The following is a 25,645-nucleotide window of genomic DNA, read 5'->3' on the forward strand; positions in this document are numbered from 1 at the left end:
AGTCCCGGTTTTCTCCGAAGTCCTCAGATGTTCTCCGTGGCCAATGGTTTGGTTTTACTTCTTGTCCTTCCCCTCGAGGTAGTCCGCGAGGATGGTGCGGCTGTGCTCGTCGTCGTGGCAGTAGACGCAGAGGTTTTCCCAGTTGCTGCCGTCGGGCGGGTTGTAGTTGTGGTTGCCGTCCTTGTGGTGCACGGTCAACAGGTGCAGGTTGGAGAGCTCGAACTCGCGCCCGCACTTGGCGCAGATCCAGCCATGCAGCTTGAGCGATTTCTCCCGGTAGTTCTCGGGGCGCTGCTGCTCGCCACGCATCTTGCGCACCAACTCGTCGATCTCCTCGGCGCTCTTGGGCGGGACGTTTCTTGGGCCGCGCGGGCGAAATGCAGACATGGGTGATCCTCCTGTTGTTAGTGCGGCGAATTGCCAGCGCTCCCCCCTCCGCGGCACGGGACCTGTAGGGGCAAATATATTTGCCCGGCGCTCTGGCCCTGACCACCGCCGGGGCGAGAGCACAGGGGGGCGGCAAAGGGGGGCGAATGATTATTCGCCCCTACAGGTGCCGGCCGGTGATTCCCTCCGCAGGGTAACTTAAAGGTTCCCCTTGAGCCCGATGGCTTCCGCCTCGGTCTTCATCCCCTCGATGGTGTCGGCGATCAACTCGTTCAACTCCACTCCCATCATGGCCGCTCCCTTCTCGATGATGGAACGGTCGGCGCCGGCGGCGAACGCCTTGTCCTTCCACTTCTTGGTAACGCTCTTCACCGGGAGGTCCAGGATGCTCCTGGAGGGACGCACTAGCGCGGAGGCGGCCACGAGGCCGGTCAGTTCATCGATGGTGAAGAGGGTCTTCTCCAGGTTGGAGAGGGGCTCGACGTCGCTGCAGATCCCCCAGCCGTGGGAAACCACCGCCCGGATATACTCCTCCGGCCATCCGGCACTTTTCAGGATCTCCGGCGCCTTGTGGCAGTGCTCCTCGGGATGGCGCTCGTAGTCGATGTCGTGTGCCAGGCCGATCAGGCCCCACATCTCCTCATCCTCGCCGTACTTCTTCGCCATGTGGCGCATCACCGCCTCCACCGCGAGGGAGTGTCTTCTCATCTGGTCGCTGGGCAGGTATTCCTCGACAAGTTTCCAGGTCGCTTCCCTGGTCGGTTTACTACTCATAAACGCGTGCCTCCCTGATGATTGATACAGCCTTGGGATCGTAGTCAAAACAGCCAACGATGTCAATTAGCTAAGCCTTGGGCTCCAGGCGTGCGATCTTGGGTTCGTGCCCCTTCTTGTACACCATCAGCGTCCGCTTGAAGCTAATCACGATGTCGCCGCCCTGGGTGAAGCCGGTGGTCTTCACCGTCACGATGCCGATGTTCGGCCGCGACTTCGATTCCCGCTTGGCAAGGACCTCCGACTGTGAGTAGAGGGTATCCCCCTCGAAAACCGGGTTGGGCAGGGTGACCTCGTCCCAGCCGAGGTTCGCGAACACGTTCTGGGATATATCGGTGACGCTCTGACCGGTGACGATGGCCAGGGTGAGGGTCGAGTCGACCAGCGGCTTGCCGAACTCGGTCTGCGCCGAGTAGTGCTGGTCGAAGTGGATCGGCGCCGTGTTCTGGGTCAGCAGCGTGAACCATATGTTGTCCGTCTTGGTGATGGTGCGCCCCAGCGGGTGCGGATAGACGTCGCCTACTTCAAAATCCTCGAAGAACCTGCCGCGCCAACCTTCCTTGATTGCCATCTCGACCTCCGGTCTATAGTAGGAGCGGCGTCCGCCGCGGATCATCTCAATCGGCTGCCGTCTGGGAGCTCACGTAGAGGACCAGCCCGACCAGCGAAAGCGTTATGCCGATCATCCCCGCCGCGCCCGGCCAGGCTCCGCCAAGGAACACGATCTCGCCCAGCAAGGAGAAGATCACCTCGGTGGACTGGGTGGCGTCGACGGCGGAAAGCTCGAAAGGCGTCGCGGCGATGTGGCGCGCCTTGTAGAAAAGTGTGGTGGCTATGACGCCGGAGAATACGGCGACCACGGCGGTGTTGAGCAACTGCCCGCCCGAAGGCGCGGGAGGCTGCACGCAGAGCGTCAGCACGATCCAGAACGGGATCGAGCCGAGCACCATGATCAGCACCCGCGCCACGCTGTCGTCGAGGATTGCCGTGCTGGCTTCCGGGATCCTGGCGATCTTGCCGTGACGCGCTTCCCAGATCAGCTGGTTCCCCAGCGGGTAGGCTGCCGCCGCCACCAGCACGGGCACCACACCCAAGATCGTTTCCCGCATGGATGCGGCCGACGCCTGTTCGCAGGTGACCAGCACGATGCCGATAAAGATCAGGGCGGTGAACATGATGCCGCGCATCGGGACGCGCTTGCCGAACAGCAGCAATACCAGCGGCGTCGCGAGGATGGTGGACTGCCAGGTGGTCGCCACCACCCAGCCGGGGGCGAAGGAGGAGCTGAAGGTAAGCAGCGAATAGAAGACGCCGAATCCTGTGCTGCCGGCCATGGTCCAGAAAAACCAGTTGCTCCGGAACGCGGTGAATACTCCCTTGAGCAGGCGGGACTTGCCCGCGAGTACCAGCCAAAGGCTCAGCATGAAGAACATGTAGAAGTAGCGCAGACTGGCCGTCCAGATCCAGTGACCGCCCTGCAGGCTCATGGCGCGGTTGAGAACGAAGGTGCTGCTGAAAAATAGGGCGGAACAAATGCCGATGAGAATAAGACGTGTCATTGGTACCCGGACTGGATGAGTTATCCCTGCTGCTGGATTGGCTAGATCTCTGTAGCTGAAATCGTCTTACAGGTAAAGCGAAAACGGTTCAGCTCAAAGCCTGTCATCATCCTCTCGTCACCTCCGGAGGGGGCTGTCTCTCTGCACATGGTAAACGGTCCAAAGTAGCGCAAACACAGGTTTGACAGGGATTCGGAGTGGGGCCATTCTGCGTTGACAATAGTTGTCTATGATGATACTTTCCGACACGTTCAACGCTTTATACCTTATGCCCGGAAAGGTTCAACACGTGCATCTTTATAAGATTTTCCGTGCCTCATTCTCGAAAATTCCAGCAGTCCTGCTTCTCATAGCGCTCCTTCTGCCCGCGCCCGCCTTTTCTCTCGATTCTGACGACTCACAAATCTTCATCACCGGGTTCAACGCCTATCAGAAAAGAGACTATAAGACCGCGATCGACAACATGTCGGGGCTGCTCAAGAAGTATCCGGAAACGCCGCTCAAAGACATGGCGATTTTCTGGCTCGCCAGGGCCCACTACAAGGTCGGCAACAACGCCGAGGCCGGCAAGTACATGGCGCAGTTCCTCCATGACTATCCCGAGAGCCCGCTGAAAGCGACCGTCGAAGACGAGTTGCTCCAGCTCGCTGATAAATATCAGAAGGGTCAGCCTATCGCTGCCGCGCCGAAACCCGCTGCGCAACCGGCGATAGACAAAGCCGTCATAGAGAAAGCAGCCGCTGAAAAGGCCGCAGCAGCGAAAGCCGCAGCCGACAAAGCCGCAGCCGACAAAGCCGCCGCCGACAAAGCCGCCGCCGACAAGGCTGCTGCAGAGAAGGCTGCTGCAGAGAAGGCTGCTGCAGAGAAGGCTGCTGCAGAGAAGGCTGTCGCAGAGAAGGCTGTCGCAGAGAAGGCTGTCGCAGAGAAGGCTGTCGCAGAGAAGGCTGTCGCAGAGAAGGCTGTCGCCCAGAAGACCGAGGTGAAGAAAAACGCAAAGGCGAAGAAGGCCTCTGCCGAGAAAGGGAAGTCGGCCGCTCTTCGCAAGAAGGCCATCGCAGCTTACAAGGACGTCATCGATCGCTATCCCGGCACCCCGGCCGCGTCCAACGCATCGGCGAAACTGCTGCAGATGGGGATTCAGTATCCGGTAGTCAAGGGGACGGGCGCGACCGCATCGTCGGGAGAAGTGACCCAGGTCTTCGAAATCGAGGTGGCCCAGTTCGCCGATCTCGATGTCGAGCTCGGAGCTGCCGCGGAGACGCTGGAGGCAGGCAAGCAGTTTGCCATTCCCATGGTGGTCGTCAATACCGGGAACGGCAGCGACAGCTTCAATCTTGAATCCGGCTTCCCGCCGGAGTACGGCTTCCACTTCGCCGCCGCGTCCACTCCGGATGTCGCCATCGCCAAGACTCCCACCCTCGCCGTCGGGGAGAAGTTCCGGTTGCTCGGAGTCGGCACCGTCCCGCGCGCCAATATCGACGGACAGAAGAACAGCTACCCCGTGAAGGTCACCTCCTCCTTCGCCAGGGAGGCGTCGCAGACCCGGGAGATCGCTATGACCACCTCCGCGCCGCTGCTCAGGGGCGTGGTGAAGACCGATAAGACCAGGCTGTTGCCGGGCGAGAAGGTTTCCTACCGCGTCTCCCTGCTCAACATAGGCAGCGCGGCGGCTCGCGGCGTAACCTTCCGCCTCAACTACCCGTCGCAGTACGAGCCGGTGGCATTGCCGTCGGGATTCAAGCAGGAAGAGGGCGCCCTGGTCATGGACGCCATGCGGCTCAAGTCGGGCGAGAGCCAGGACCTCAACGTCACCTTCCGTCTCAAGGACGAGGCGCTCGCGGACCAGGAGCTGCTCGTCAGGGCGGACCTCCTCAATGGCGAACTGGACAAGAAGGAATCCTTCGTATCCGCCACCACCGTCGTGCAGAGGGTGAGCGGCGTCACCGCCAGGGCCGGCGCCGGCAAGCTGGTCGTCATCCCCGGCCAGACCGTCTCGGTGCCGCTGGTCGTCACCAACACCGGCAACGTCCGCGAAGTGTTCTCCATCAAGGCGAACGCTCCCGCCAATGCCACCTACAACTTCTACGAGGACGTGAACCGGGACGGCAAACGCCAGACCAGCGAACCCATCATCAACCACGTCGGCCCCCTCTCTCCCAAGGAAGAGGCGTATGTCGTCCTCGAGATCGAGACACCGGTCAGCGCGGCCGATGGTGGTGCGGCTTCCGCTTCGGTCCGGTTCGAGTCGGAGAATGCACCGGACCGCTCCGCCGCCGTCCACCTGCAACTGGCCTACTCCCGCCCGGTGCTGGAATTGAGCCTGGCCGCGCGCGGCGGCAAACTGAAGCCGGGCGAGGTCTCCTCGCTGGAAATCAACTGCGTCAACCGCGGCTCCAACCTGGCCAAGCAGGTCACCCTGCAGAGCGTCCTTCCGGCGCAGCTCGAACTGGTCGCGGCGGATCCGTCCTTCAGCAGGTTCGACAACGGTGTCTATGTCTGGCGCTTCGACGAGCTCGGCGCTGGCGAAAAGCGCAACATCAAGGTAACCTATCGCGTGAAGCCGGGCATCGCCGTCGGCACCAGCGTGCAGATGAAGAACTCGCTGACCTACCAGGATCTTCTCGGGAACAGGTACTAAGATGGCTAACCGCCGCATCGTCATCCTTGGCAGCCTCGTTTTGCTTGTCTGCGGCACCGCCGGGCATGCCGAAGAGATGCTGCTCTACACGCCGAAGGAGGCCACGAGTGCTGAGGCACCGGCGTCTCCCAAGGATGGTGTCCTGGTTCGCACGGTGACGGTCAAGCGCGGCGACACGCTCGCCAAGCTCTCCAGGAAGCACATCGGGGTATCCGACTACTTCCCGCAGATGCTCGTCTTCAACAAGATAAAGAATCCCGACCTGATCCATCCCGGCGAGAAGCTGCTGGTTCCGGTGCCGGCGGGACAGGCGGTCAAGCCAGCCAGGTCGGCGAAGTCGGCGAAGTCGGTGCCGGCCGGGGAGGCCAAGCCCCGAACTGCGGCACGCCGGTCGGCGACCCGGAAGCATGCCGCCTCCGTGGAAAGCACGTCCGTCAAGCCGGGCGAACAGGACCTGTTCCAGAGGAGCCAGCGCTCCTATCTCGACCGTGATTACCGCGAGGCCCTGGCCCGCTTCAACGATTTTTTACGCAAGTTTCCCCGTTCCAGGTTCGCCGCGGATGCCTCCCTGTACCGCGCGGACTGCCTCCTGCACTTATCCGGGGAGTAACTACCACCTCTTCCGCCCGCTTCCAGACCCACACCGACACCGCGACACGCGCGCGGGGGCACCAGTAGCCGAAGCGCCAAGCTCCGCTACAGACCCTGCCGCTACAGGTGCGAACTGGACGGGCAGAGGTGAAACCTTTTGTAATGATATGTATTTATGACGTTTTTTGAATAGGAGGGTTTTGAAATGCAAGAAGCGATGGCGTTCCGTGTGGCGGCAGGTGCGGGGCAGGTCTTGGGGGTATGCGAGAGGGCGGAGTTCACCTGCGCCGAGCTCTATCACTATTTCGCCAACCTGTTCAAGGACGAGCGGGAGATCTTTTACATCTGGCTGAAGAGCGCCCTGGAGCGGGAAAACCGGGCCAGGCTGCTGACCCTGGTCGGCAAGCTCGCGCTGGACGATGTGATCGCGGGGGTGCACCTGGAGTTGGCGGAGGCCGAAGAGATCCTCGCCAAGGTGCGCGCCTCGCTCGAGCTGGCAAAAGAAGAGCCCCCCGAGGTCCGGGAGGCTCTCCAACTCGCCATGGATCTGGAACGGACCCTGGACCGCATCACCATGGAAAAGGTGGTGCAGTTCACCGAGTCGTACCAGAAGTGGTTCTTGGCCATCATGAATCGCGACCAGATGGAGCTTCTGCAAAACGCCTACAAGCAGCTCGGCCGGGACTAGCCCGGCTACTGAGAAGTCACCACGCGGCTACCGGGTTTCCTGACGGTAGCCGTTCAATTTCGCCAGCTCCCGCACCAGCGGATCGACCTTGCGGTCGGTGATGAAGATCCTCCCCCCCTTGGCGTCGTTGAGCATGACGCCAGGCATGCGCACCCCGTATCCCTTCTCCCAAAGCGACCACAGTTCCTGCTCGCCATAGCGCCCGGCGACGTCCAGCCGGTTCAGCAGCTTGTCGGACAGGCTCTGCAAATCGTCGTGGTCCTGCACCGGGATCACCTGGTAACCCTTCCCCTCCAAGAGGTTGGTGAGCGAGTCGCCGAGCGGGTCTCCCTGGAAACGCGCCAGCACGTAGCGCTTGCCGTTCTTCTCGAAGTAGCGGTACACGGGGATCTCCAGCCGCACGCCGTTGTTGTCGTCGGCGTAGAGGTCGATGCTCTTGTCGGCCTGGAACCGGATGCCGAGGGCTTCCAGGAGCGCGTCCGCGATCCCCCTGGGATCCTTCTCCGGGATCTGGTACAGCACGCTGTCGTCCGGCCTCCCCGTGATGATGGGGGCGGTCGAGGGCGTCTCCACCAGCTTGAAGCCGTGCGAGGCGAGCAGGCGTACCAGAGCCTGCGGCGTGGCCGGGCGCTTGCCCGGGACCTTGAGCAGGGTGATGTCCTGGCGCAGCAGGCTGTCCTGGCTCTTCTCGATCTTGAAGTCGGCCTGGACGATCACCTTGCAGTCGGTGCCGAAGTCGACCAGGAAGTCCTCCTCGAAGGAATAGAAGCGGGCGGCGTTCAGCAGGGCGCGGTAAAAGGCGCGCGGATTGTCGGGACGCTCGGAGACCACGGTCAACTGCGGGTTTTTCTCCTGGAGCAGCGACTTGATCAGCGGCGGCAGCGACGCGCCGGCATCGACCAGGATGGTGCCGCCGTCCTGCGCCGCCAGCACCGGGTACCGCTGCGGATCGAGCGAGAGGGAGAAGGCGCTGGAAAGGTAATCGAGCTGGGCCTTGCTGGAGGGGGCGTTCGGGACCAGCTGCGGCCAGACTTTCGCCGCGTCCTGCACCGTTTCGGGGTTGTACGTCGCGCTCTGCAGACCCTCCGGCCGCGACACCGGGGCCTTGAAGAACATCATGGTGCCGCCCTTGCCTTTCGCCTCCGGCGCGGCACCCCGGCCCGACTTGGCGGCGACCTTGACTGCACGACGGGGCTTCGACTTGCCGATATGCTCGGTCGCGTCCAGCGGGATCAACAGCGTGGTCCCCACCCGCAGCCTGCGGATGTCCGTGAGGTGGTTGGCCGACTTGACCCGGTAGGCCACCGCGTCGGCGCGGTCGCCGGTGATGCCGTACTCCCTGGCCAGCACCCGGTACAGGAAGTCGCCGCGCTTCACCTTGTACGTCACCGTGCCGGACGGCTTTGGCGCCGGCTTCGCTTTCTGGGCGGGAGGCGCCGGCATGGGGTACTTCTTGGCCAGCGCCGCAGGTTCGATCTCGAACTTCTTGTCGATGGAGTAGGAGGTTAACGGAAAAGCGCCCAGCAGGATAAGGGCCAGGCCCAGTTGTTTCTTGTCGAGACTAACCAGCATGCAAACTCCCAAAATGGTTACCGCCGTAGGCGATAGCATGACACTACAAAGTGAGGTGGATGTTTTAAAAGCGTTCGATGCGCCTACTTGTGACCGCTGTCCGGCAACTGCAGCACGAGGCCGCGGATGCGCCGCTCCGAGGCGTCCCGGTAGATCGCGATTTCGGCACCGTTGCCGGCCTTTCTGGTCTCGATGACGAGCCCCTTTCCTTCGCGCGCCTCGCCCTTGCCCGGGAGGTTGGCTCCGGTCGCTTCCTTGAAGTAGCTCCCCATCAGGCTCTCGTCGAGCTCGCGTCCCCCCTCGGCCAGCACCTGGATGGCCCTGAGCTTGCCCTGCTCCCGGTAGATCCTGAATTGCTTCCCGTCCCCCCGGTACAGCTCCCACCCCGGGTGGGCGGCGGCGTAGGCGGCGTCGGCGGGAACGGCGGGGACAAAATGGGGCAGGCTGTCGCGTCCCTGCCGCGCAGTCGGTGCGGGTTGGGCTGTCGCCGGTGCCGGTTGGGGCGTCGCAGCGGGTCGGGGCGTCGCGGCGGTCGGGGGGGGCGCTGCCGGTGCGGGTGCCGTGGCCGCCGTGGTGGTCCCGGGCGAAGGCCGCGCCGGTTCCGGCTTCGATCGCTGCCAGACCACCACGCCCAGGGCGAGCGCCACGACGCCGAAGATCGCGAGCCCCTTGACGAGGGTGCCGCTGTTCCTGCCGTCGGCCGCCTCGGGGGCTGGCTCGGTGTCATCTTCTTCCAGGGCTTCCCCGCAGAGTTCGGGCGGCTTACGGTAGATCTGGTCGGGGGTCGGGTACAGAGACTTCGGGTGTTTGGACGCTTTGGCGGGGGGCTCAGCGGTCGCTTCCTGACCCGCCTGCGGCTCCTCGGCTGCCGGGATGACCGGCGCCGTCGGAGCTTCCTGCCGCGACGGCCGCGCAGGCGGGGGGGGCGGTGCCGGCTCCGATACGAAGAAGCCGATCTCCTCGGTGGGAGCGGCGTCCGCCTCTTTGGCCGCACGCGGGGCTGCCGTCGACCCCTTTGCCGCGTCACTCACCGGTCGGGTCTCGGGTTGGACCGGCCACAGCGGGGCGAGATGCGGCTCGAAGGCGCCGTCGTCGAAGTCGGGTATCTCGAACTCGGGCCTTTCCTCCATGGTGAAAAGGTCGGGGATGTCGGCAAGGTCGGAGAGGTCGGAAAAATCGGTTGGGGACTTGGGTGATATTTCGGCGACGACTTCCATCGTCAGCAGCTGCAGCACCTCGGCGCTCAGGCGCGAGGTGGGGAGGGCGAGGCTGAAAGAGCGGTCAAAGCCGGCGGGGAGGCGCCCCGGCGTCCCGTTCTCGTCGAGAAGGATCAACTGCACGGAGGGGTCGGTCACCAGCTCCCGGGTCTGGGTCGCGATCTCCTCGCAAGGGATCCCGTCCAGGCTGCTCTGGATGAAAACGTAGCGGGGGTGCTCCTTGGGCAGCCTCCTGATGGCACTAGGAAGGTCCGTCTCAAAGGTGAGGCTTTTCGGAGACTGGATCCGCAGGCTCTCGATAAGATCAAGTGCACGTTCATCACTGGCAATGAAGAAGATCTCGGCCATTCAATATCCATGTTTATGAATGAGGGTCAATATATCATGTTTCAAAAAACTGGATGTAGCCATACCGCCTGAATCTGAAGTGTTGGACGCTGTTTGTTTTTAATACAAATTCCTGCAAACGTCAAAATTATTTTGGACTAATACGGTAAAGAAGGGTTAATTATTCGGCGCCGCTTTACTGGAAGCGGGGCGATAGAACTCGATCGCGTTTTGGCAAAGAACCTTCCGGGCCTGATCGATGTCGAGCGTGTCGAGTATGAGACGCAGGTCCTGGTCCTGGTAGGGGCGCGGCGCCCGGGTGGAGGGGAGGTCGGTGCCGAACATGAGGGCGTCGGGGTTGACGCGGCAGATGTCCCGGAGGGCGCCGGCGACGCCGAAGTCGACCCTGCCAAAGCCCGTGGCTTTGACGCGGACCCCGCGCTCCACCAGTGCCAGCAGGGCGGGGAGGCCGCTCCCGGAGAGCCCGAGGTGATCGATGCTGACCGCGGGAAGCGCCGCCAGGATGGGGGCGAGCCCGGGGAGCTGCCGGGAGTCGACGTAGAGCTCGACGTGCCACCCTGCCAGTTCATGGACCCGGCGCGCCATCCGGTCCAGGTGCTCCACCTTTTCCGATCCGCCGCGCTTGATGTTGAAGCGCACCGCGCGCACCCCGAGGTTGTCCAGGCGCAGTATTTCTTCGTTGCTGACGCCGGCGGGGAGCTGGGTCACCCCCACGAAGCGCGGTCCCAGCGTGGCCAGGGCGTCTTCCAGGTAGGTTTGGTCAAGGGCCTGGAAGGAGCCGGAGACGATGGCGCCGCCAGCGAGGTTCATGGCCGCCGTGCGGCGCAGGTAGTCATGGCAGGTGAAGTCGTCGGGGAGGTAGCCCTGGTTCTCCACCAGGGGAAAGCGGCGGTCGATGATATGGAAGTGGCTGTCGAAGACGGGAAGGTCCATCTGCTCCCTCCTCCGGCGCTTTCAGTGGCGCCGGCTGATATCCTGGTTCGGGCCGATCTGGAGGCTCGCCTTGGCGATGAAGATCTCGCGCAGGAAGCAGACCAGCCCCGACACCATGAGGATCATACCAATGATGAAAAAAAGCGCGACCGGAAGCGAGATGTCGTAGCGCAGGTAGTCGCCGATGAAGAGCATGGCGATGACGGTGCAGACCAAGACGGCGGTGGCGGTGCACAAAAAGATCGCGTGGCCGATCAGGTCGGCGCGGCGCTTGAGGACGGCGAGGGCGGCATGCAGCCGGGGGGCCGCCTCGGGCTCGGCGTGCTCCAGTTTCCCCTCGTGGAAACGGGCGCGGTCGATGACCCGCGCCAGCCGGTTGGTCATCACGCTCAGCATGGTGCCGATCGCGGTGAGCAAAAACACGGGGGCGACCGAGAGCTGGATGACGTGGGCCATGGTGCCGATGGTTTGGGAATCGCGCAGCATCAATCTTCTCCTTGTGAATCCTCTTCAGGTCTCGAATCGTTGTTCCAGCTCCGTCCTGACCTGGTCCATGTCTATCCCCTTCAACCTGATCAGGTCCTTCATCACCGGATCGAGCATGGCGTTGGCGGTGTTGAGCTGCGACCTCTTGGCGCGGATCTCCCGGAGCGCCTTTTCGCGCCCCTCGTTGGTCAAAAGCAGGTCGGAGCGCTCGTTGTAGAAGCGGTGGATCAGGAAGTTCCTCGCCTTCAAGGCCCTTCGGAGCGCGTGCACCGAATCGTCGGTGAAACCGACCTTCTGCTTGATCTCCTCCATGAGGCGCCCCATGGTCTGGGCCCCGAGCGACTCCATGGAGCCGCGGAACTCCTCCTCGGTAAGGTCGCCGTCGCTCAGATCGATCAGGAGCGTGACGATGAAGGAGATGTAGAGCTCGATCCTCTGGCAATCCTGGACCGCGGCACCCATTTCCAGGTAGATCGGGTTGAGCGCTGTGGCGTCGATTCTGGTTTCCTGCATGGCGCTACCTCGGCGTGATCAGGCCGGCAGTGGCCGGCAGAGGAATCCATAACACAATTCTTGAGCGCCATAAACAGGTAAATGCGGGAGGCGGTCCCGTGATGTGGCATGGGGGCGCGTTCGCGGCGGAGGTGTGCGGCGCCGCGTGCCCCTCCTTTTTCGCACACCGCGGCCGGCGTCGCATTCCTTCGCGGCCGCTCCGCCGGGTGGCCGCACCCGAAGGGGCCGGTCGCGCTAAGGGGTTGAAACGGCGGAGTATTTCATGTGCGCCGCCGCTTCCGCGTCCTCATGGGCAAAGGGGCGTCAGGGCGCTAAGGCGCGCGGGGACGGACCGGCGCGGTACAATGCCGCGTGGTCACTATGCTTTTTTATGGTGCGGGAGAAAAAAACTCTGCTATAATCACTCGGTTTTCATTAATCTTGCCAGCCCCGGCTCCTTATCGGGGATGCATATAAGAGAAGACACGACCGGCCCTGCCGGCGTGATCACAAACTGGGCGTGATGGGTGCCGTGGTCCTGATGGGACCGGCTCCCGCGACCCCTAAAGGAAAGGGAACAACGTATATATGTCAAAGAAGATGCTGATCAATGCGCTTCACGCAGAAGAGGCGCGGGTGGCGATCGTCGAGGACGGTCGCCTTGTGGACCTGGATGTCGAGATTGCCGGCAACGAACAGACGCGCGGCAACATCTACAAGGGGGTGGTGGTCCGCGTTGAGCCGGGACTGCAGGCCGCCTTCGTGGATATCGGGCTCAAGAAGCTCGGCTTTTTGCAGATGGGCGAGCTGCACCCGGAGAACTGGAAGTGGCGTGAGGACATCCCCGAGGAACAGCGCCATCGCCGCCCGCGCATCCAGGAGGTGCTCAGGAGGGGGCAGGAACTGATCGTCCAGGTGGAGAAGGGAGAGCGCGACAACAAGGGCTCGGCCCTCACCACCTACATCTCGCTGCCGGGGCGCTACATGGTGCTCATGCCGGGGAGCGATTCCTCCGGCATCTCCCGCAAGGTGGAAGCCGAGGGTGAGCGCAAGAAGCTCAAGGAAATCATCGCCGAGATGACCATCCCCGAGGGGTACGGCTACATCATCCGCACCGAGGCGATGGGGCGCACCCGCGACGAGCTGCAAAAGGACCTGGACAGCCTGATCGCCCTGTACGAGGGGATCCGGGCGCAAGGGGCGGGGATGAAGGGGGCCGGCATGGTCTACCAGGAGTCCGCGCTGATCATCCGCACCATCCGCGACTACTTCTCCGCCGACATCGACGAGGTCCTGGTCGACAGCAAGGACGTCTTCAAGGACGTGCGCGACGCCTTGAAGGAGATCGATCCCGCCTTCGAGAAGCTGGTCAAGATGCACCAGGAGAAGCGCCCCATCTTCTCGCGCTACCAGTTGGAGGAGCAGATCGACCTGATCTACGAGAAGAAGGTGCCGCTCAAATCCGGGGGCTCCATCTTCATCGAGCCGACCGAGGCGCTGGTCTCCATCGACGTCAACTCGGGCAAGTCCACCGGCGAGAAGGGGGTCGAGGACACCGCCTTCAAGACCAACCTGGAGGCCGCCGAGGAGGCGGCGCGCCAGCTCAGGCTGCGCGACCTGGGGGGGCTCATCGTCATCGACTTCATCGACATGCGCGACAGAAAGCACAACGCCGAGGTGGAGAAGACCCTCAAGAACGCCCTCAAGGCGGACAAGGCGCGGGTGAACGTGGCGCGCATCTCGGAGTTCGGGCTCCTGGAGATGTCCCGCCAGCGCATCCGCCAGACCCTGAACCAGGCCAGCACGCTGGAGTGTCCGCACTGCGACGGCAGGGGCAAGGTGAAGTCGGTCGAGGCGATGGCCCTTTCCTTCCTGAGGAAGGTGCACGCCGCCGCCGCCAAGGGAACCATCGGCGAGGTGGTGGGGAGCCTGCCGCTCGAGGTGGCCTACTACCTCCTGAACCGCAAGCGTCACGAACTTTCCCAGATCGAGAACGACTACGACATCGAGGTGACGGTGAAGGGGAAGCCGTCCTACCTGTTGAACCAGATGGAGCTCGAACTGGTCAAGCGGGAGAAAGTGTCGCAGGAGGAACTGCCGCAGGAAAAACCGCACCAGGTGAAGGCCCTGGCCAAGGAGGAGCAGCCGGCCGCGGAGCCCGCCGACGGGCGCAAGAAAAAGAAGAAGGGGAAAAAGGCCCAGGAGCCGGAGGCCGTAGCGCACGCCGCCGAGGCGGTGCCGGTCGCGCTGATCGAGGAGCCCACCGGCGCGTCGCAGGTGGTGACGCTGGAGGCGGAGCCGGAGGAGCACAAGAAGAAGCGCCGGCGCAAGCGCAAGCGGGGCAAGGGTGGAGCCGCCGAGGGGGGTGCCGAGCACGCCGCGGAGGCGACCGTCGAGCTTCACGGCGGAGCTCCCGCCGAACTGCCCGAAGAGGGCGCGGTGGTGGAGCAGGCTGCGGCGCAGGGCGCAGATCATGAGCATCATGAGCATCATGAGCCGGGCGAAGAGGTGAAGAAGAAGCGCCGCCGCAAGAGACGGCGCGGCAAGGGTGGCCACGAGGCGCTGGCGGGCGAGCAGAAGCAGGGCGAGTTCCCGCAGGACGCCGGCGAGGTGCCGGCGGCCGCCGCACCGGTGCAGGCCGTGCCGGTCGCCGAGGCTGGCGAGGCCGCCGAGAAGAAGCCCGCGCGCAAGAGAAGGGGCCGTGGCAAGGGTGCCGCGACCGAGGGCGCGCCCGAGGTGGTTGCCGCCAGCGTGGCGGCCGCGACCGCTCCGACCGAGGCGGCCGCATCGCACCACTCGCAGCCGGGCCAATCCGCGCCAGTCGAGGCGGCCAAGCCCGAGAAGAAGGCCCGTGCTCCACGCAAGGCGAAGAGCGCCGTGGAGGCCACCGCGGCACCGGCGGCACCCGCCGCCACACCGGCCGCCGAGCCGGCAGCGCCGCAGGAAAAACCGGTCCAGGCGAAAAGGAAGAAGAGCGCCAAGCCTGCGGCGAGCGAGGCGACGGCAGCGGCCGCCGAAACACCGGCTGCGAAACCCAAGGCCGCCAAGGCCGCCGGGAAACCAAAGGCGGCGAAAGAGGTGAAAGAGGCGGAGCCCAAGGCCGCGCCGGCGCCCAGGGAGGCGCAAGAGGAGAAAGCGGCCAAGGCGCCGAAAGTGGCCATGGAAGCCAAGGACGCCAAGACAACCAAGACGGCCAAGGAACCGAAGCAGCCAAGGGCCGTCAAGGCGTCCAAGGAAACCGGCGCCGGCGCCCCCGTTGCCGAGTCGAAGCCCGCCCCGGCGGCAAAGGACAAGGAGAAGGCTCCCGCCAAGCGCGCCAGGAAAGCGGCTGAACCCGCCGCGGCGACAGAGGAGAAGCCCAAGAAGACCAGGGCTCCGCGCAAGAAAAAAGAAGAGACACCCGCCTGACCGTGAGGATGCAATGAGGACACTCCTGTTCGTCGTCATCGTCCTTTGCTGCGCCCTGCCAGCCGCTGCGGCAACGCTGGAAGAACTGACGCCGTATTTTTCCACGCAGTACTTCACCTGGCAGGAGCGCATCAACGGCAGGAGGCTGTTGAAGGAAGAGGGACCGCTCTTCTCCGTGGGCGCGCGGGTCGGGTCCGTGACCGATGCCTCCCTCACCCTGAGAGGGAAGGGGGAGCTCTTCGGGGCGGAGGTCGGCTATCGCGGCGAGACGCAGGCGCCCGATCCGGCCCCGGTGCGCACCCATGTCACCTACCTCGGCGCCAACGCGGAGGTGGATGTCGGCTACCGCCTGCGCTCCGCGGCCCTGGTCGTCGAGCCCTTCGGCGGCCTCGGCTATCGCTATTGGCTGAGGGACCTGCAGGATTCCAGCACCCCCGACGGCACACCGGTCTCCGGCTATACCGAGGCCTGGACCATGGGGTACGGCCGGGTGGGAGCCCGTGCCGCGACCACCGCGGCCGGGGTGAAAATGACCGCCTGTGGCGGCGCCAAGTACCCCTTTTACGTGGGCAACACCGTCGACTTCGCCGGCAGCGGCGAAACCACCTTCCGTCCCAAGGGGAGGTGGAGCGGGTTCGCCGAGGCTGGCGCCTCCTATCGCTCCTTGAGCCTCAACCTTTACTACGAGGGGTTCCGTTTCCACCAGTCCGATCTCAAGATGGTGCAGGGGACCGCGTACTTCCAGCCCGACTCCTCCTCCGACATCTTCGGGATGAGGCTGGGCTGGACCTTCTAGCCTACGGCACTACGGTTTTTCAATGGAGCAGGTGATCTACATAGCCCTTCTGGGCGCGCTCGGCTGTCTGTCTCGCTATTTTCTCTCCGGCTTCGTGTACCGGGTCTGCGGCAACGCCTTCCCCTATGGCACCCTTGCCGTCAACGTGATCGGCGCCTTCCTGATCGGACTCATCATGGAGTTTTCCATCAGGAGCGCCCTCGTCCCCCCCACGCTCCGTTTCGCCCTCACCGTGGGCTTCCTCGGCGGGCTTACCACCTTTTCGACATTCAGCCTGGAAACCTTCCGTCTCATCGAGGAGGGAGCGCTGCTGCTGGCCTTTGCCAACATCATGCTGAGCGTGCTGTCCTGCCTTCTCTGCACCTGGCTGGGCATCATGGTGGCGCGCTGGCTGTAGCTTCAGGCCAAGAAAGCCAAGCCTTAGGCCGCCTGTGCGGCCCCCAACACCACCGGCATCTCGCGCGGGGCCGCGCTGCGGAGCTCCTCCCGGCGCAGCTGCCGTGAAGCACCGCTTTGAAACATACTATTCCCCAAGGAGCGACATATGAAGGACAGGGACATGAGCCAGGAGAGTGACAGAAAAGGGATGCTCGGTGAGCAGGTGCTGCTGAGGATCTTCATTGGAGAGCGGGACAAGTACAAGCACATCCCGCTGTACGAGGCGCTGGTGGAACTGTTCCGCACCGAGGGCTTCGCCGGGGCCACCGTGCTGCGCGGCGTGGCCGGGTTCGGGGCGCACAGCATGTACCACACGGACCGCCTGTTGCGGCTCTCCACCGACCTCCCCATGGTGATCGAGGTGGTCGACGCGAGGGCGCGCGTGGAGGCGGTTCTCCCGACCGTGGAGACGATGATGGACGGCGGCATGATCACCCTGGAGAAGGTACAGGTCTGGCGCTACGCCAAGAAGCGCTCGGCTTGAAACGAGGACCCCATCTGCTACACTCTCACCTTGTTCATGAAAAGGAGCGGATAGATGGGCATATTAGAAAACCTGACCCCCCAGTGGATCGAGAGCCAGTACGAGCTGTGGAGGCGCGACCCGCAGCAGCTTTCCGAGGAGTGGCGCGCATTCTTCACCGGCTTTGAACTGGCCGAGGCGCGGCCTGCCGGCGCCTCGGTGGCCCCCGGGGGGGACGAGGCGCTGAAACAGTCCGCCGTCCAGTCTCTCATTTACCGTTACCGGGACATCGGGCACCTCCTCGCCTGTACCGATCCGCTTTCCCCCTGCCAGATCGAGCATCCTCTGCTTTCCCTTTCCGCCTTCGGGCTGGAGCCCGCCGACCTCGACACGACCTTCGTCACCAGGCGCTTCATGAGACGCAGCGCCACGCTCAAGGAGATCCTGCAGGTGCTGCGCAGCACCTACTGCGGTTCGGTCGGCGTCGAATTCATGCACATCCAGGACCCGGACGAGCGCCAATGGCTCATCGACCGCATGGAGCCGGGCGGCAACCGCGGCTTCTTCACGCCCGAGCAGCGGCTGCTCTTGCTCAAAAAGCTCAAGGAAGCCGCGCTCTTCGAGCGTGAGCTGCACAAGAGGTTCCCCGGCCAGACCCGGTTCTCCCTGGAAGGCGGCGACATCCTCATTCCGCTGCTCGATGCCGCCGTCGCCAAGGCCGCCTCGCTCGGCGTCACCGACGTCATCTTCGGCATGCCGCACCGCGGCCGCCTGAACGTCCTGTGCAACATCTTCGGGATGCCCTACGAGAACATGTTCGCCGAGTTCTCCGACAACGCGGAGTACGGCGTGGTGGGCGAGGGGGACGTCAAGTACCACAAGGGCTTCTCGGTCGACCTCCCCGTCGAGGGGGGCGGCACCGTACATCTCACGCTCACCTCCAACCCGAGCCACCTGGAGGCGATCGATCCGGTGGTGCAGGGGAAATGCCGCGCCCGCCAGGACCGCATCGGCGACGAGGGGGAGGGGAGGGTGCTGCCGCTGCTGATCCACGGCGACGCCGCCTTCTCAGGGCAGGGGGTGGTCGCGGAGACGCTGAACCTCTCCCAGTTGGCCGGGTACCGGACCGGCGGCACCCTGCATATCGTGCTCAACAACCAGATCGGCTTCACCACCAGCGCCGCCGATGCCCGCTCCACCCACTACGCCACCGACGTCGCCAAGATGGTCCAGGCCCCCGTGTTCCACGTCTACGGGGACGACGCCGAGTCGGTGGTGCACGTCACCGAGCTGGCGGTCGCCTACCGGGATCGTTACCGCAAGGACGTGGTGGTCGAGGTGATCTGCTACCGCAGGCACGGGCACAACGAAGGGGACGAGCCCTACTTCACCCAGCCGCTCATGTACCAGCAGATCAAGCTCCGTCCGCAGCTGCACTCGCTCTACGAGATGGAGCTCCTCGCCGAAGGGGTCCCCGAGGAGGAGCTGAAGGCGATCGAGAACGAGGTGGTGCAGCGCCTGGCGCAGGCCGGCGAGCGGCAGGCCGCACCGGTCGAGTCCGCCTTCCTGGCCCGCTGGAGCGGGATGAAGCCCGGAGTCGCCAAGGTGGCCGTTCCCACCGCCGTTGCCGCCGCCACCCTCCTGGAGCTTGCCGAGCAACTGGCGCGGATCCCCGAGGGGTTCCAGCCGCACCCCAAGGTCGCCGCGGTGCTGCAAAAGCGCCAGGACGCCGCCATCAAGGGGGGACCGCTGGACTGGGGTAACGTCGAGACCCTCGCCTACGCCTCGCTTCTTTCCTCGGGCGTCTCGATCAGGCTTTCCGGCCAGGACGTCCGTCGCGGCACCTTCAGCCACCGTCACTCAACCCTTTTCGACCAGCAGACCGGGGAGACCTACCTGCCCCTTTGCAGCGTGCTGGAGAAGGGGGCGCGCTTCTGCGCCTTTGACAGCATGCTCGCCGAGTTCTCGGTGCTCGGTTTCGAGTACGGCTATTCCCTCGAGGCCCCCGACGCGCTCACCATCTGGGAGGCCCAGTACGGCGACTTCGCCAACGGCGCGCAGGTCATCATCGATCAGTTCCTGGTGAGCGGCGAGGCCAAGTGGGAGCGCTCCAGCGGATTGGTGCTGATGCTGCCGCACGGTTACGAGGGGCAGGGGGCGGAGCATTCCAGTGCCCGCATCGAGCGCTTCCTCGAGCTCGCCGCGGCGGGGAACATTCAGGTGGTCTACCCCACCACGCCGGCGCAACTTTTCCACGTGCTGCGCCGCCAGATGCTGCAGCCCTTTCGCAAGCCGCTGGTCCTCTTCACCCCGAAGAGCCTGTTGCGTCATCCCGATTGCGTCTCCCGGCTCGAGGAGCTCAGCTCCGGCAGCTTCCGGGAAGTGATCGCGGAGCCTGCCGTGGGCGAGGCGGTGCGGCAGGTGCTGATCTGCAGCGGCAAGATCTACTACGACCTCCTGGGGCGGATCAGGAAGGACCAGTTGCAGGGACACGCGCTCTTGCGGATCGAGCAGCTCTATCCGCTTCCCGTCGAGCAGTTGCGCGACGAGCTGCAGCGTTACCCCTCCGGCGCCCGGTTCACCTGGGTCCAGGAGGAACCGCGCAACATGGGTGCGTGGCGTTTCATTCACGAGCCCCTCTACGAGCTTTTGGGGACCGTGCCGAGGTACGTCGGCCGTCCCGATGCCGCAGCGCCCGCCTCCGGCTCGCACCGTCTGGACCGCGTCGAGCAGGAGCGCATCGTGGACGAAGCTCTCAAAATCTGAAACACGTTCTATGTTCTACGTTCTAAGTTCTACGTTAACCCCGCAAACCATGACTGTGCGGTGTCTTTCAATGTAGTACCGCGACACGCAGAACGCCAACGAGTTAAAGCCGTCAACGTAGAACATAGAACATAGAACGTAGAACGGCTTTTAAAGAGAAGGGAGAAGCGCATGGATATCAAGGTGCCCGCGGTTGGCGAGTCGGTGTACGAGGCGGTCATCGCCAGGTGGCTCAAGAAGACGGGGGACGTCGTCTCCAAGGACGAGCCGCTCTGCGAGATCGAGACCGACAAGATCACCCTCGAAGTGACCTCGGAGGCGGACGGCGTGCTGAACATCACCGCGGCGGAAGGCGAGACGGTTAAGATCGGCGCCGTCATCGGCACTGTCGACGCGCGCGGCCAGGCCGCCGAATCGGCGCAGGCGGAAGGAAAGGGCGCCGCTGCCGTGAAACCCGCCGGCAAGCCCGCCGCCACCGCCAAGGCCGAGGCGAAGCCGGGGACGGCCGCACCCATGTCACCCTCGGGAAGAAAGCTCGCGCGCGAGTTGGGGGTCGAGCCGGGCGCGGTCCAGGGGAGCGGGCGCGGCGGCCGCATCACCAACGAGGATGTCATCAAGGCCCAGGGCGCACGGGCTGAGGCCGCCGAGCCCGAGGCTCCGGCTGCGCCGGTCGCCCCGGCCGCACCCGTCGCGGCGCCCAAACCGGCCGCGATCCCCGAACCCGCCCAGCAGGCCACGGCTGCCGTGCCACCCGCAGACCAATCCGGGCGCGTCGTGCGCAAGCCGATGTCGCAGATCAGGAAGCGGATCGCCGAGCGCCTGGTCTCGGTGCGCCAGCACACCGCCATGCTCACCACCTTCAACGAGGTCGACATGAGCGAGGTGATCAAGCTCAGGAAGAAGCACGGGGAGCACTTCCAGAAGCGCCACAACGTGAAGCTCGGCTTCATGTCCCTCTTCGTGCGCGCCTGTTGCGCCGCGCTGCAGGAGTTCCCCGACGTCAACGCCAGCATCGACGGCGGCGACATCGTCTACCACAACTACTGCGACGTCGGCATCGCGGTGGGGAGCGAGCGCGGACTGGTGGTGCCGGTAGTGCGGAGCGCCGAAAAACTGAGCCTGGCGCAGATCGAGCAGGCCATCGCCGGCTTCGCGGAAAAGGTCCGCACCAACCGCATCGCCCTTGCCGACCTCGAGGGGGGGACCTTCACCATCTCCAACGGCGGCATCTACGGCTCCATGCTCTCCACCCCCATTCTCAACCCGCCCCAGTCCGGCGTGCTCGGCATGCACAACATCCAGGAGCGCGCGGTGGTGGTGGATGGCCAGGTGGTGGTCCGCCCCATGATGTATGTTGCCCTTTCCTACGATCACCGCATCGTCGACGGCCAGGGCGCCGTCGGTTTCCTGAAGCGGGTCAAGGAATACATCGAGGACCCGGAGGAGATGCTGCTGGAATGCTAGCGGCAACGGATTTGATTCAACATCTGGAGGGAAAAGATGTCAGAAGAAACCTTTGATCTCATCGTCATCGGCGCCGGCCCCGGCGGATACGTCGCCGCCATCAGGGGCGCACAGCTCGGCATGAAGGTGGCCGTGGTGGAAAAACGCGACTCCATGGGTGGCGTCTGCCTGAACGAGGGGTGCATTCCCAGCAAGGCGCTCCTCGACTCCAGCGAGCTCTATCACCTGGCCAGGGACCGCTTCGCCGCCCACGGCATCGAGGTGCAGCCGCCAACGCTCAACCTCGGCCAGATGATGGCCCGCAAGGACGACGTGGTGAAGAAGCTCACCGACGGCATCGCCTTCCTGTTCAAGAAAAACAAGATCGTCAGCTTCCTCGGCACCGGGACGCTGCTCTCCCCCGAGAACGGCACGCACCGGGTCGAAGTGAAGGGCGAGGAGACCAGGGTGATCAGCGCGAAGAAGGTGATCCTTGCCACCGGCAGCGAAGCGGTGCAGATCCCGACCCTTCCCTTTGACGGCGAATCGGTGGTCAGCGCCCGCGAGGCGCTCTCCTTCCCGGCGGTCCCGGAGCATCTCCTGGTGGTGGGTGGCGGCTACATCGGCTTGGAGCTCGGCTCGGTCTGGCTGCGCCTGGGGGCCAAGGTGACCGTGGTGGAACTTCTCCCCCGGCTGGTCGCCGGCAGCGACGGGCAGGTGGCCGAGGCCCTGCTGCGTTCCCTGAAGAAGCAGGGGATGACCTTCATGCTGGGCGCCAAGGTGGCCGCGGTCGAAAAGAAAGACGGCAAGCTCGTGGCGCGCGTCGAGGCCGAGGGGGAGACCCGGGAGATCTCGTGCGACAAGGTCCTCGTGGCGGTGGGACGCAGGCCGCTCACGGCAGGGTTGAACCTCGAGGGGCTGGGCATCGCCATGGACGGCAGCCGCATCCGCGTCGATGCCGATTACGCCACCAATGTCGCCGGGATCTACGCCATCGGCGACCTCATCGCCGGTCCCATGCTGGCGCACAAGGCGATGGAAGAGGGGGCGGTCTGCGTTGAAAGGATGCACGGCGAGCCGAGCCAGGTCGATTACGGCTGCATCCCCGGCGTCTGCTATACCTGGCCCGAGGCGGCCTCGGTGGGCAAGACCGAGGAGGCCCTCAAGGAAGAGGGAATCGCCTACAAGACCGGCAAGTTCAGCTTCATCGCCAACGGCCGCGCCAAGTGCATGGACGAGACCGAAGGGTTCGTGAAACTCCTCACCGAGGCGGAAGGGGGACGGCTCTTGGGCGTGCATATCCTGGGGCCGCGCGCCTCGGACATGATCGCCGAGGCGGTCACCGTGATGGCTTTCGGCGGCAGCGGCGAAGACATCGCCCTCACCGTGCACGGCCATCCCACCCTCTCCGAGGTGATGAAGGAGGCGGCGCTCGATCTGGACAAGCGCGCCATCCACGGCTGACATGGTCGTCCGCGATGCCGGCCTGATCGAGTACCGGGAGGCGCTCGCGCTGCAGGATCACCTGGTGCTCGAGGTACAAAAAGGAGGGGCGGAGACGCTGCTCCTGCTGGAACACCACCCCGTCTATACCATCGGCGCCGGAGGCAATCCCGGCAACGTGCTCGACCCGGCGATAGAGGCGCACCGCGTCAACCGCGGCGGCGACGTCACCTACCACGGGCCGGGGCAGCTGGTGGGTTATCCCATTCTCGACCTGGGGCGGCGCGGGCGCGACCTGCACCGCTACCTTCGTTTCTTGGAACAATTCCTGGTGGAGCTTTGTGCCAGCCTCGGCGTCGCGGGCTTCACCGTTCCGGGCAAGACCGGCGTCTGGACCCCCCACGGCAAGATCGCCGCCATCGGCGTCGGCGTCAGACACTGGGTCTCCATGCACGGCTTCTCGCTCAACGCCGCTGCAGACGTGTCAGCGTTTGGTAATATCAACCCCTGCGGCATGCCCGAGTGCCGCATCACCTCGCTCACCCTTGAGCGTCGGCAGGAGATCACCGTAAAGGAACTGAAAGCCTTGGCCGGGGAACGATTCGCAGCGCTGCTCGAATCGCACCTGCCGCGCAGTTAATCGTTGCCGTTGCTCGCAAGGAGGCTCCCGTGTCCGAAACCGATTGCCGAGTCCCCGTAGAGAAGCTCCGCTGGGTCTGCGATCCCGCCCTCTTCAATTTCAAGACCACCGAAGACATAGCCGGCCTGGAAGGGAACATCCGCCAGGACCGGGCTCTCGCCGCCATCGAGTTCGGCCTGGGCATGTCCAACAACGGCTTCAACATCTATCTCGCCGGCGACCCCGGTACCGGAAGGACCTCCACCATCCGGCAGATACTGAAGAAGTTCGTCAAGGGCACCTGCCCCCCAAGCGACTGGTGCTACGTCAACAATTTCCACACCCCGGACGCGCCCCTGGCCATCGCCCTCCCCGCCGGGATGGGGCGCGGCTTCGCGGCGGACATGCGCGAGCTTTTGGACTACATGCGCGCCAACGTCCCCACCGCCCTGGAAAGCAAGGAGTACGAGACCAACCGCGTCTCCATCATCGAGCGCTTCCAGGAACGAAACGGCGAGATCTTCTCCGACCTGGAGCAGGAGGCGGGCGAGAAAGGGTTCGCCCTGCAGCGTACCGTCTCGGGCCTGGTGATCGTGCCGCAGAAGGAGGGGCGCAACTTCACCCAGGAGGAGTACGAGGCGCTCGAGAAGGAGGAGCGGGAAAAGCTGGACACGATGGGGCGCGAGCTGACCGAGAAGTTGAACGACGCGCTGCGCCAGGTGCGCGAGAACGAGAAGGCGCTCAGGGACGCCCTGGCGCTGCTGGACCGCGAGCTCGGGCTCTCCGCGGTCGGGCACCACCTGAATCCGCTCAAGGAGAAGTACCAGGGCTTCGCCAAGATCCTGCAGTACCTGGAGGACGTCCAGGAGGATCTGCTCCTGAACCTCGAGGACTTCAAGCCGCAGGTCGCCCCGCCGCAGATCCCCGGATTGAAGATCCCCAAGCAGGAGCCGACCTTCGAGCGCTACGAGGTGAACGTCCTGGTGGAGAACAACCCGGACAACGGCGCCCCCATCGTCTTCGAGTCCAACCCCACCTACAACAACCTGTTCGGGCGCATCGAGAACATCATGCAGATGGGAGGGGTGGCCACCACCAACTTCACCCTGATCAAACCGGGCGCCCTGCACCGCGCCAACGGCGGCTACCTGATCCTCGACGCGCGCGAGGTGCTGATCAACCCCTTCGCCTGGGAATCGCTCAAGCGCTGCATCAGGAACATGGAGATCAAGATCGAGGACGTCCTGGAGCAGTACCGCTTCATGACCGTGGTCTCGCTCAAGCCCGAACCGATCCCGCTCAACGCCAAGATCGTCATGATCGGCTCGCTCTGGATCTACTACCTGCTCTACTACCTGGAGCCCGACTACCGCAAGTTCTTCAAGGTCAAGGCGGACTTCGACAGCCAGATCAACCGCACCCCCGAGGTGATGCAGGATTACGCCCTGTTCGTCGCCGCCCATTGCTGCAAGGAGGGGCTGCTCCCCTTCGATCCCACCGGCGTCGCGGCGCTCTTGGAGCACGCCTCGCGCCTGGTGGAGGACCAGGAGCGGCTTTCCTCCCAGTTCATGGAGCTCTCCGACCTGATCCGCGAGTCGAGCTTCTGGGCCAAGCGGGAAGGGGCGCAGGTGGTGGACCGCGCCTGGGTCAAGCGGGCGATCCACGAGAAGACCTACCGCTCCAACCGCATCGAGGAACGGATCCAGGAGTACCTGGCCCAGGGGATCATCCTGTGCGACACCAAGGGGAGCGTGGTGGGGCAGATCAACGGCCTCTCCGTGATCACCATGGGTGACTACACCTTCGGCAGGCCCTCGCGTCTCACCATCCGCGTTTCCCAGGGGCGCGCCGGCATGGTCAACATCGAGCGCGAGGTGAAGCTCTCCGGCCCGATCCACGACAAGGGGGTGCTGATCCTGACCGGTTACCTGGCCGGCAAGTTCGGGCAGGATCAGCCGCTCTCCTTCTCCGCCCACATCTGTTTCGAGCAGTCCTACGAGGGGGTCGAGGGGGACAGCGCCTCCTCGGCCGAGCTCTACGGGCTCCTCTCCGCCTTCTCCGGGCTTCCCGTCAAACAGGGGATCGCCGTCACCGGCAGCGTCAACCAGCACGGCCAGATCCAGCCCATCGGCGGGGTGAACTACAAGATCGAGGGGTTCTTCGCGGTCTGCAAGGCCAAGGGGCTGACCGGGGAGCAGGGGGTGATCATTCCCAAGATCAACGAGCACAACCTGATGCTGAGCGACGAGGTGGTGCAGGCGGTCTCCGAGGGGATGTTCCACATCTGGAGCGTGTCCCGGGTCGAGGAGGGGATCGAGATCCTGACCGGCGTCCCGGCCGGCAACCCGGGCGAGGACGGCAGCTATCCCGAGGGGAGCGTCAACTTCCTGGTGCAGAAGAAGCTCAAGACCATGCTGGACAACATGCGCCGGCTGCAGATGCAGGACAAGGACGGCAAAGACGAGCCGGCGAAGATGCTGGAATAGCGTGCGGCGAACTGCCGGGCTTCCCCTGGGCCTGCCAACTCCTCCCCCCGGAGGGGGGACGCCTGCCGGGCCGCGGAAGGAACTCCCCCTCCCTAGCC

General features: G+C 64.4%; 21 protein-coding genes. 12 read left to right on the plus strand and 9 right to left on the minus strand.

All coding sequences use genetic code 11. The annotated features are described in order from the left end of the window. Window positions 1-54: 54 nt before the first annotated feature. From KOL99_RS15740 to KOL99_RS15755, 4 genes are all read right to left on the minus strand, one after another. The gene (locus tag KOL99_RS15740) at window positions 55-387 is read right to left on the minus strand and encodes a YajD family HNH nuclease (protein WP_216511417.1); all 333 of its coding nucleotides are present in this window, start codon (window positions 385-387) and stop codon (window positions 55-57) included. 198 nt (window positions 388-585) lie between these two features. Next, window positions 586-1,161: an HDIG domain-containing metalloprotein gene (locus KOL99_RS15745; RefSeq protein WP_216511418.1), complete on the minus strand. Its 576-nt coding sequence runs from the start codon at window positions 1,159-1,161 to the stop codon at window positions 586-588. 70 nt (window positions 1,162-1,231) lie between these two features. Further along, the gene (locus KOL99_RS15750) at window positions 1,232-1,732 is read right to left on the minus strand and encodes a MaoC family dehydratase (protein ID WP_216511419.1); all 501 of its coding nucleotides are present in this window, start codon (window positions 1,730-1,732) and stop codon (window positions 1,232-1,234) included. A 46-nt stretch (window positions 1,733-1,778) separates the two neighbouring features. After that, window positions 1,779-2,720, minus strand: a complete 942-nt coding sequence (locus tag KOL99_RS15755; protein ID WP_216511420.1) for a DMT family transporter — start codon at window positions 2,718-2,720, stop codon at window positions 1,779-1,781. 268 nt (window positions 2,721-2,988) lie between these two features. Between KOL99_RS15755 and KOL99_RS15760 the strand changes: the two genes are divergently transcribed. The 3 genes from KOL99_RS15760 (at window position 2,989) to KOL99_RS15770 (ending at window position 6,637) form a co-directional block, all read left to right on the plus strand. Beyond that, window positions 2,989-5,358 (plus strand): histone H1-like repetitive region-containing protein, encoded by a 2,370-nt coding sequence (locus KOL99_RS15760; protein WP_407931858.1) that lies wholly within the window; start codon window positions 2,989-2,991, stop codon window positions 5,356-5,358. A gap of 1 nt (window position 5,359) precedes the next feature. Beyond that, complete coding sequence (locus tag KOL99_RS15765) at window positions 5,360-5,968, plus strand: LysM peptidoglycan-binding domain-containing protein (protein WP_216511422.1); 609 nt, start codon at window positions 5,360-5,362, stop codon at window positions 5,966-5,968. A 186-nt stretch (window positions 5,969-6,154) separates the two neighbouring features. Then, the gene (locus KOL99_RS15770) at window positions 6,155-6,637 is read left to right on the plus strand and encodes a rubrerythrin (protein WP_216511423.1); all 483 of its coding nucleotides are present in this window, start codon (window positions 6,155-6,157) and stop codon (window positions 6,635-6,637) included. A gap of 27 nt (window positions 6,638-6,664) precedes the next feature. On the opposite strand, the gene KOL99_RS15775 is transcribed toward KOL99_RS15770, so the two are convergent. The 5 genes from KOL99_RS15775 to KOL99_RS15795 all read right to left on the minus strand — a co-directional run bounded on the left by KOL99_RS15775 (window position 6,665) and on the right by KOL99_RS15795 (window position 11,706). Further along, window positions 6,665-8,209: a LysM peptidoglycan-binding domain-containing protein gene (locus KOL99_RS15775; RefSeq protein WP_216511424.1), complete on the minus strand. Its 1,545-nt coding sequence runs from the start codon at window positions 8,207-8,209 to the stop codon at window positions 6,665-6,667. Window positions 8,210-8,292: 83 nt separating this feature from the next. After that, the gene (locus KOL99_RS15780; RefSeq protein ID WP_216511425.1) at window positions 8,293-9,774 is read right to left on the minus strand and encodes a hypothetical protein; all 1,482 of its coding nucleotides are present in this window, start codon (window positions 9,772-9,774) and stop codon (window positions 8,293-8,295) included. Between the two features lie 156 nt (window positions 9,775-9,930). Continuing rightward, window positions 9,931-10,707 (minus strand): amidohydrolase family protein, encoded by a 777-nt coding sequence (locus tag KOL99_RS15785; RefSeq protein WP_216511426.1) that lies wholly within the window; start codon window positions 10,705-10,707, stop codon window positions 9,931-9,933. A gap of 21 nt (window positions 10,708-10,728) precedes the next feature. Then, complete coding sequence (locus KOL99_RS15790) at window positions 10,729-11,193, minus strand: DUF2721 domain-containing protein (protein ID WP_216511427.1); 465 nt, start codon at window positions 11,191-11,193, stop codon at window positions 10,729-10,731. A gap of 24 nt (window positions 11,194-11,217) precedes the next feature. Beyond that, the gene (locus KOL99_RS15795; RefSeq protein ID WP_216511428.1) at window positions 11,218-11,706 is read right to left on the minus strand and encodes a hypothetical protein; all 489 of its coding nucleotides are present in this window, start codon (window positions 11,704-11,706) and stop codon (window positions 11,218-11,220) included. A 567-nt stretch (window positions 11,707-12,273) separates the two neighbouring features. Here KOL99_RS15795 and KOL99_RS15800 point away from each other — a divergent pair. From KOL99_RS15800 to KOL99_RS15840, 9 genes are all read left to right on the plus strand, one after another. Next, window positions 12,274-15,093, plus strand: coding sequence for an Rne/Rng family ribonuclease (locus KOL99_RS15800; protein ID WP_216511429.1), 2,820 nt, complete (start codon window positions 12,274-12,276; stop codon window positions 15,091-15,093). 13 nt (window positions 15,094-15,106) lie between these two features. Further along, window positions 15,107-15,889 carry a hypothetical protein gene (locus tag KOL99_RS15805; RefSeq protein ID WP_216511430.1) on the plus strand — a complete coding sequence of 261 codons (783 nt, stop codon included), beginning with the start codon at window positions 15,107-15,109 and terminating at the stop codon, window positions 15,887-15,889. Window positions 15,890-15,911: 22 nt separating this feature from the next. After that, entirely contained in the window at window positions 15,912-16,286 is a 375-nt protein-coding gene (gene crcB, locus KOL99_RS15810) for a fluoride efflux transporter CrcB (RefSeq protein ID WP_216511431.1), read from the plus strand. A 147-nt stretch (window positions 16,287-16,433) separates the two neighbouring features. Then, a complete protein-coding gene (locus KOL99_RS15815) occupies window positions 16,434-16,811 on the plus strand; it encodes a DUF190 domain-containing protein (protein ID WP_216511432.1) in 378 nt (125 codons plus the stop codon). A gap of 54 nt (window positions 16,812-16,865) precedes the next feature. Further along, a complete protein-coding gene (locus KOL99_RS15820; protein WP_216511433.1) occupies window positions 16,866-19,556 on the plus strand; it encodes a 2-oxoglutarate dehydrogenase E1 component in 2,691 nt (896 codons plus the stop codon). Window positions 19,557-19,727: 171 nt separating this feature from the next. Beyond that, on the plus strand, window positions 19,728-21,020 hold the full coding sequence (odhB, locus tag KOL99_RS15825; protein WP_216511434.1) for a 2-oxoglutarate dehydrogenase complex dihydrolipoyllysine-residue succinyltransferase: 1,293 nt from the start codon (window positions 19,728-19,730) through the stop codon (window positions 21,018-21,020). Between the two features lie 36 nt (window positions 21,021-21,056). Further along, window positions 21,057-22,463: a dihydrolipoyl dehydrogenase gene (gene lpdA / locus KOL99_RS15830; protein WP_216511435.1), complete on the plus strand. Its 1,407-nt coding sequence runs from the start codon at window positions 21,057-21,059 to the stop codon at window positions 22,461-22,463. Window position 22,464: 1 nt separating this feature from the next. Then, window positions 22,465-23,082: a lipoyl(octanoyl) transferase LipB gene (gene lipB, locus KOL99_RS15835; protein WP_216511436.1), complete on the plus strand. Its 618-nt coding sequence runs from the start codon at window positions 22,465-22,467 to the stop codon at window positions 23,080-23,082. A gap of 29 nt (window positions 23,083-23,111) precedes the next feature. Beyond that, window positions 23,112-25,547, plus strand: a complete 2,436-nt coding sequence (locus tag KOL99_RS15840) for a Lon protease family protein (RefSeq protein WP_216511437.1) — start codon at window positions 23,112-23,114, stop codon at window positions 25,545-25,547. The last annotated feature ends 98 nt before the right edge of the window (window positions 25,548-25,645 follow it).

It is taken from the genome of Geomonas azotofigens (assembly GCF_018919395.1).
GTDB lineage: Bacteria > Desulfobacterota > Desulfuromonadia > Geobacterales > Geobacteraceae > Geomonas > Geomonas azotofigens.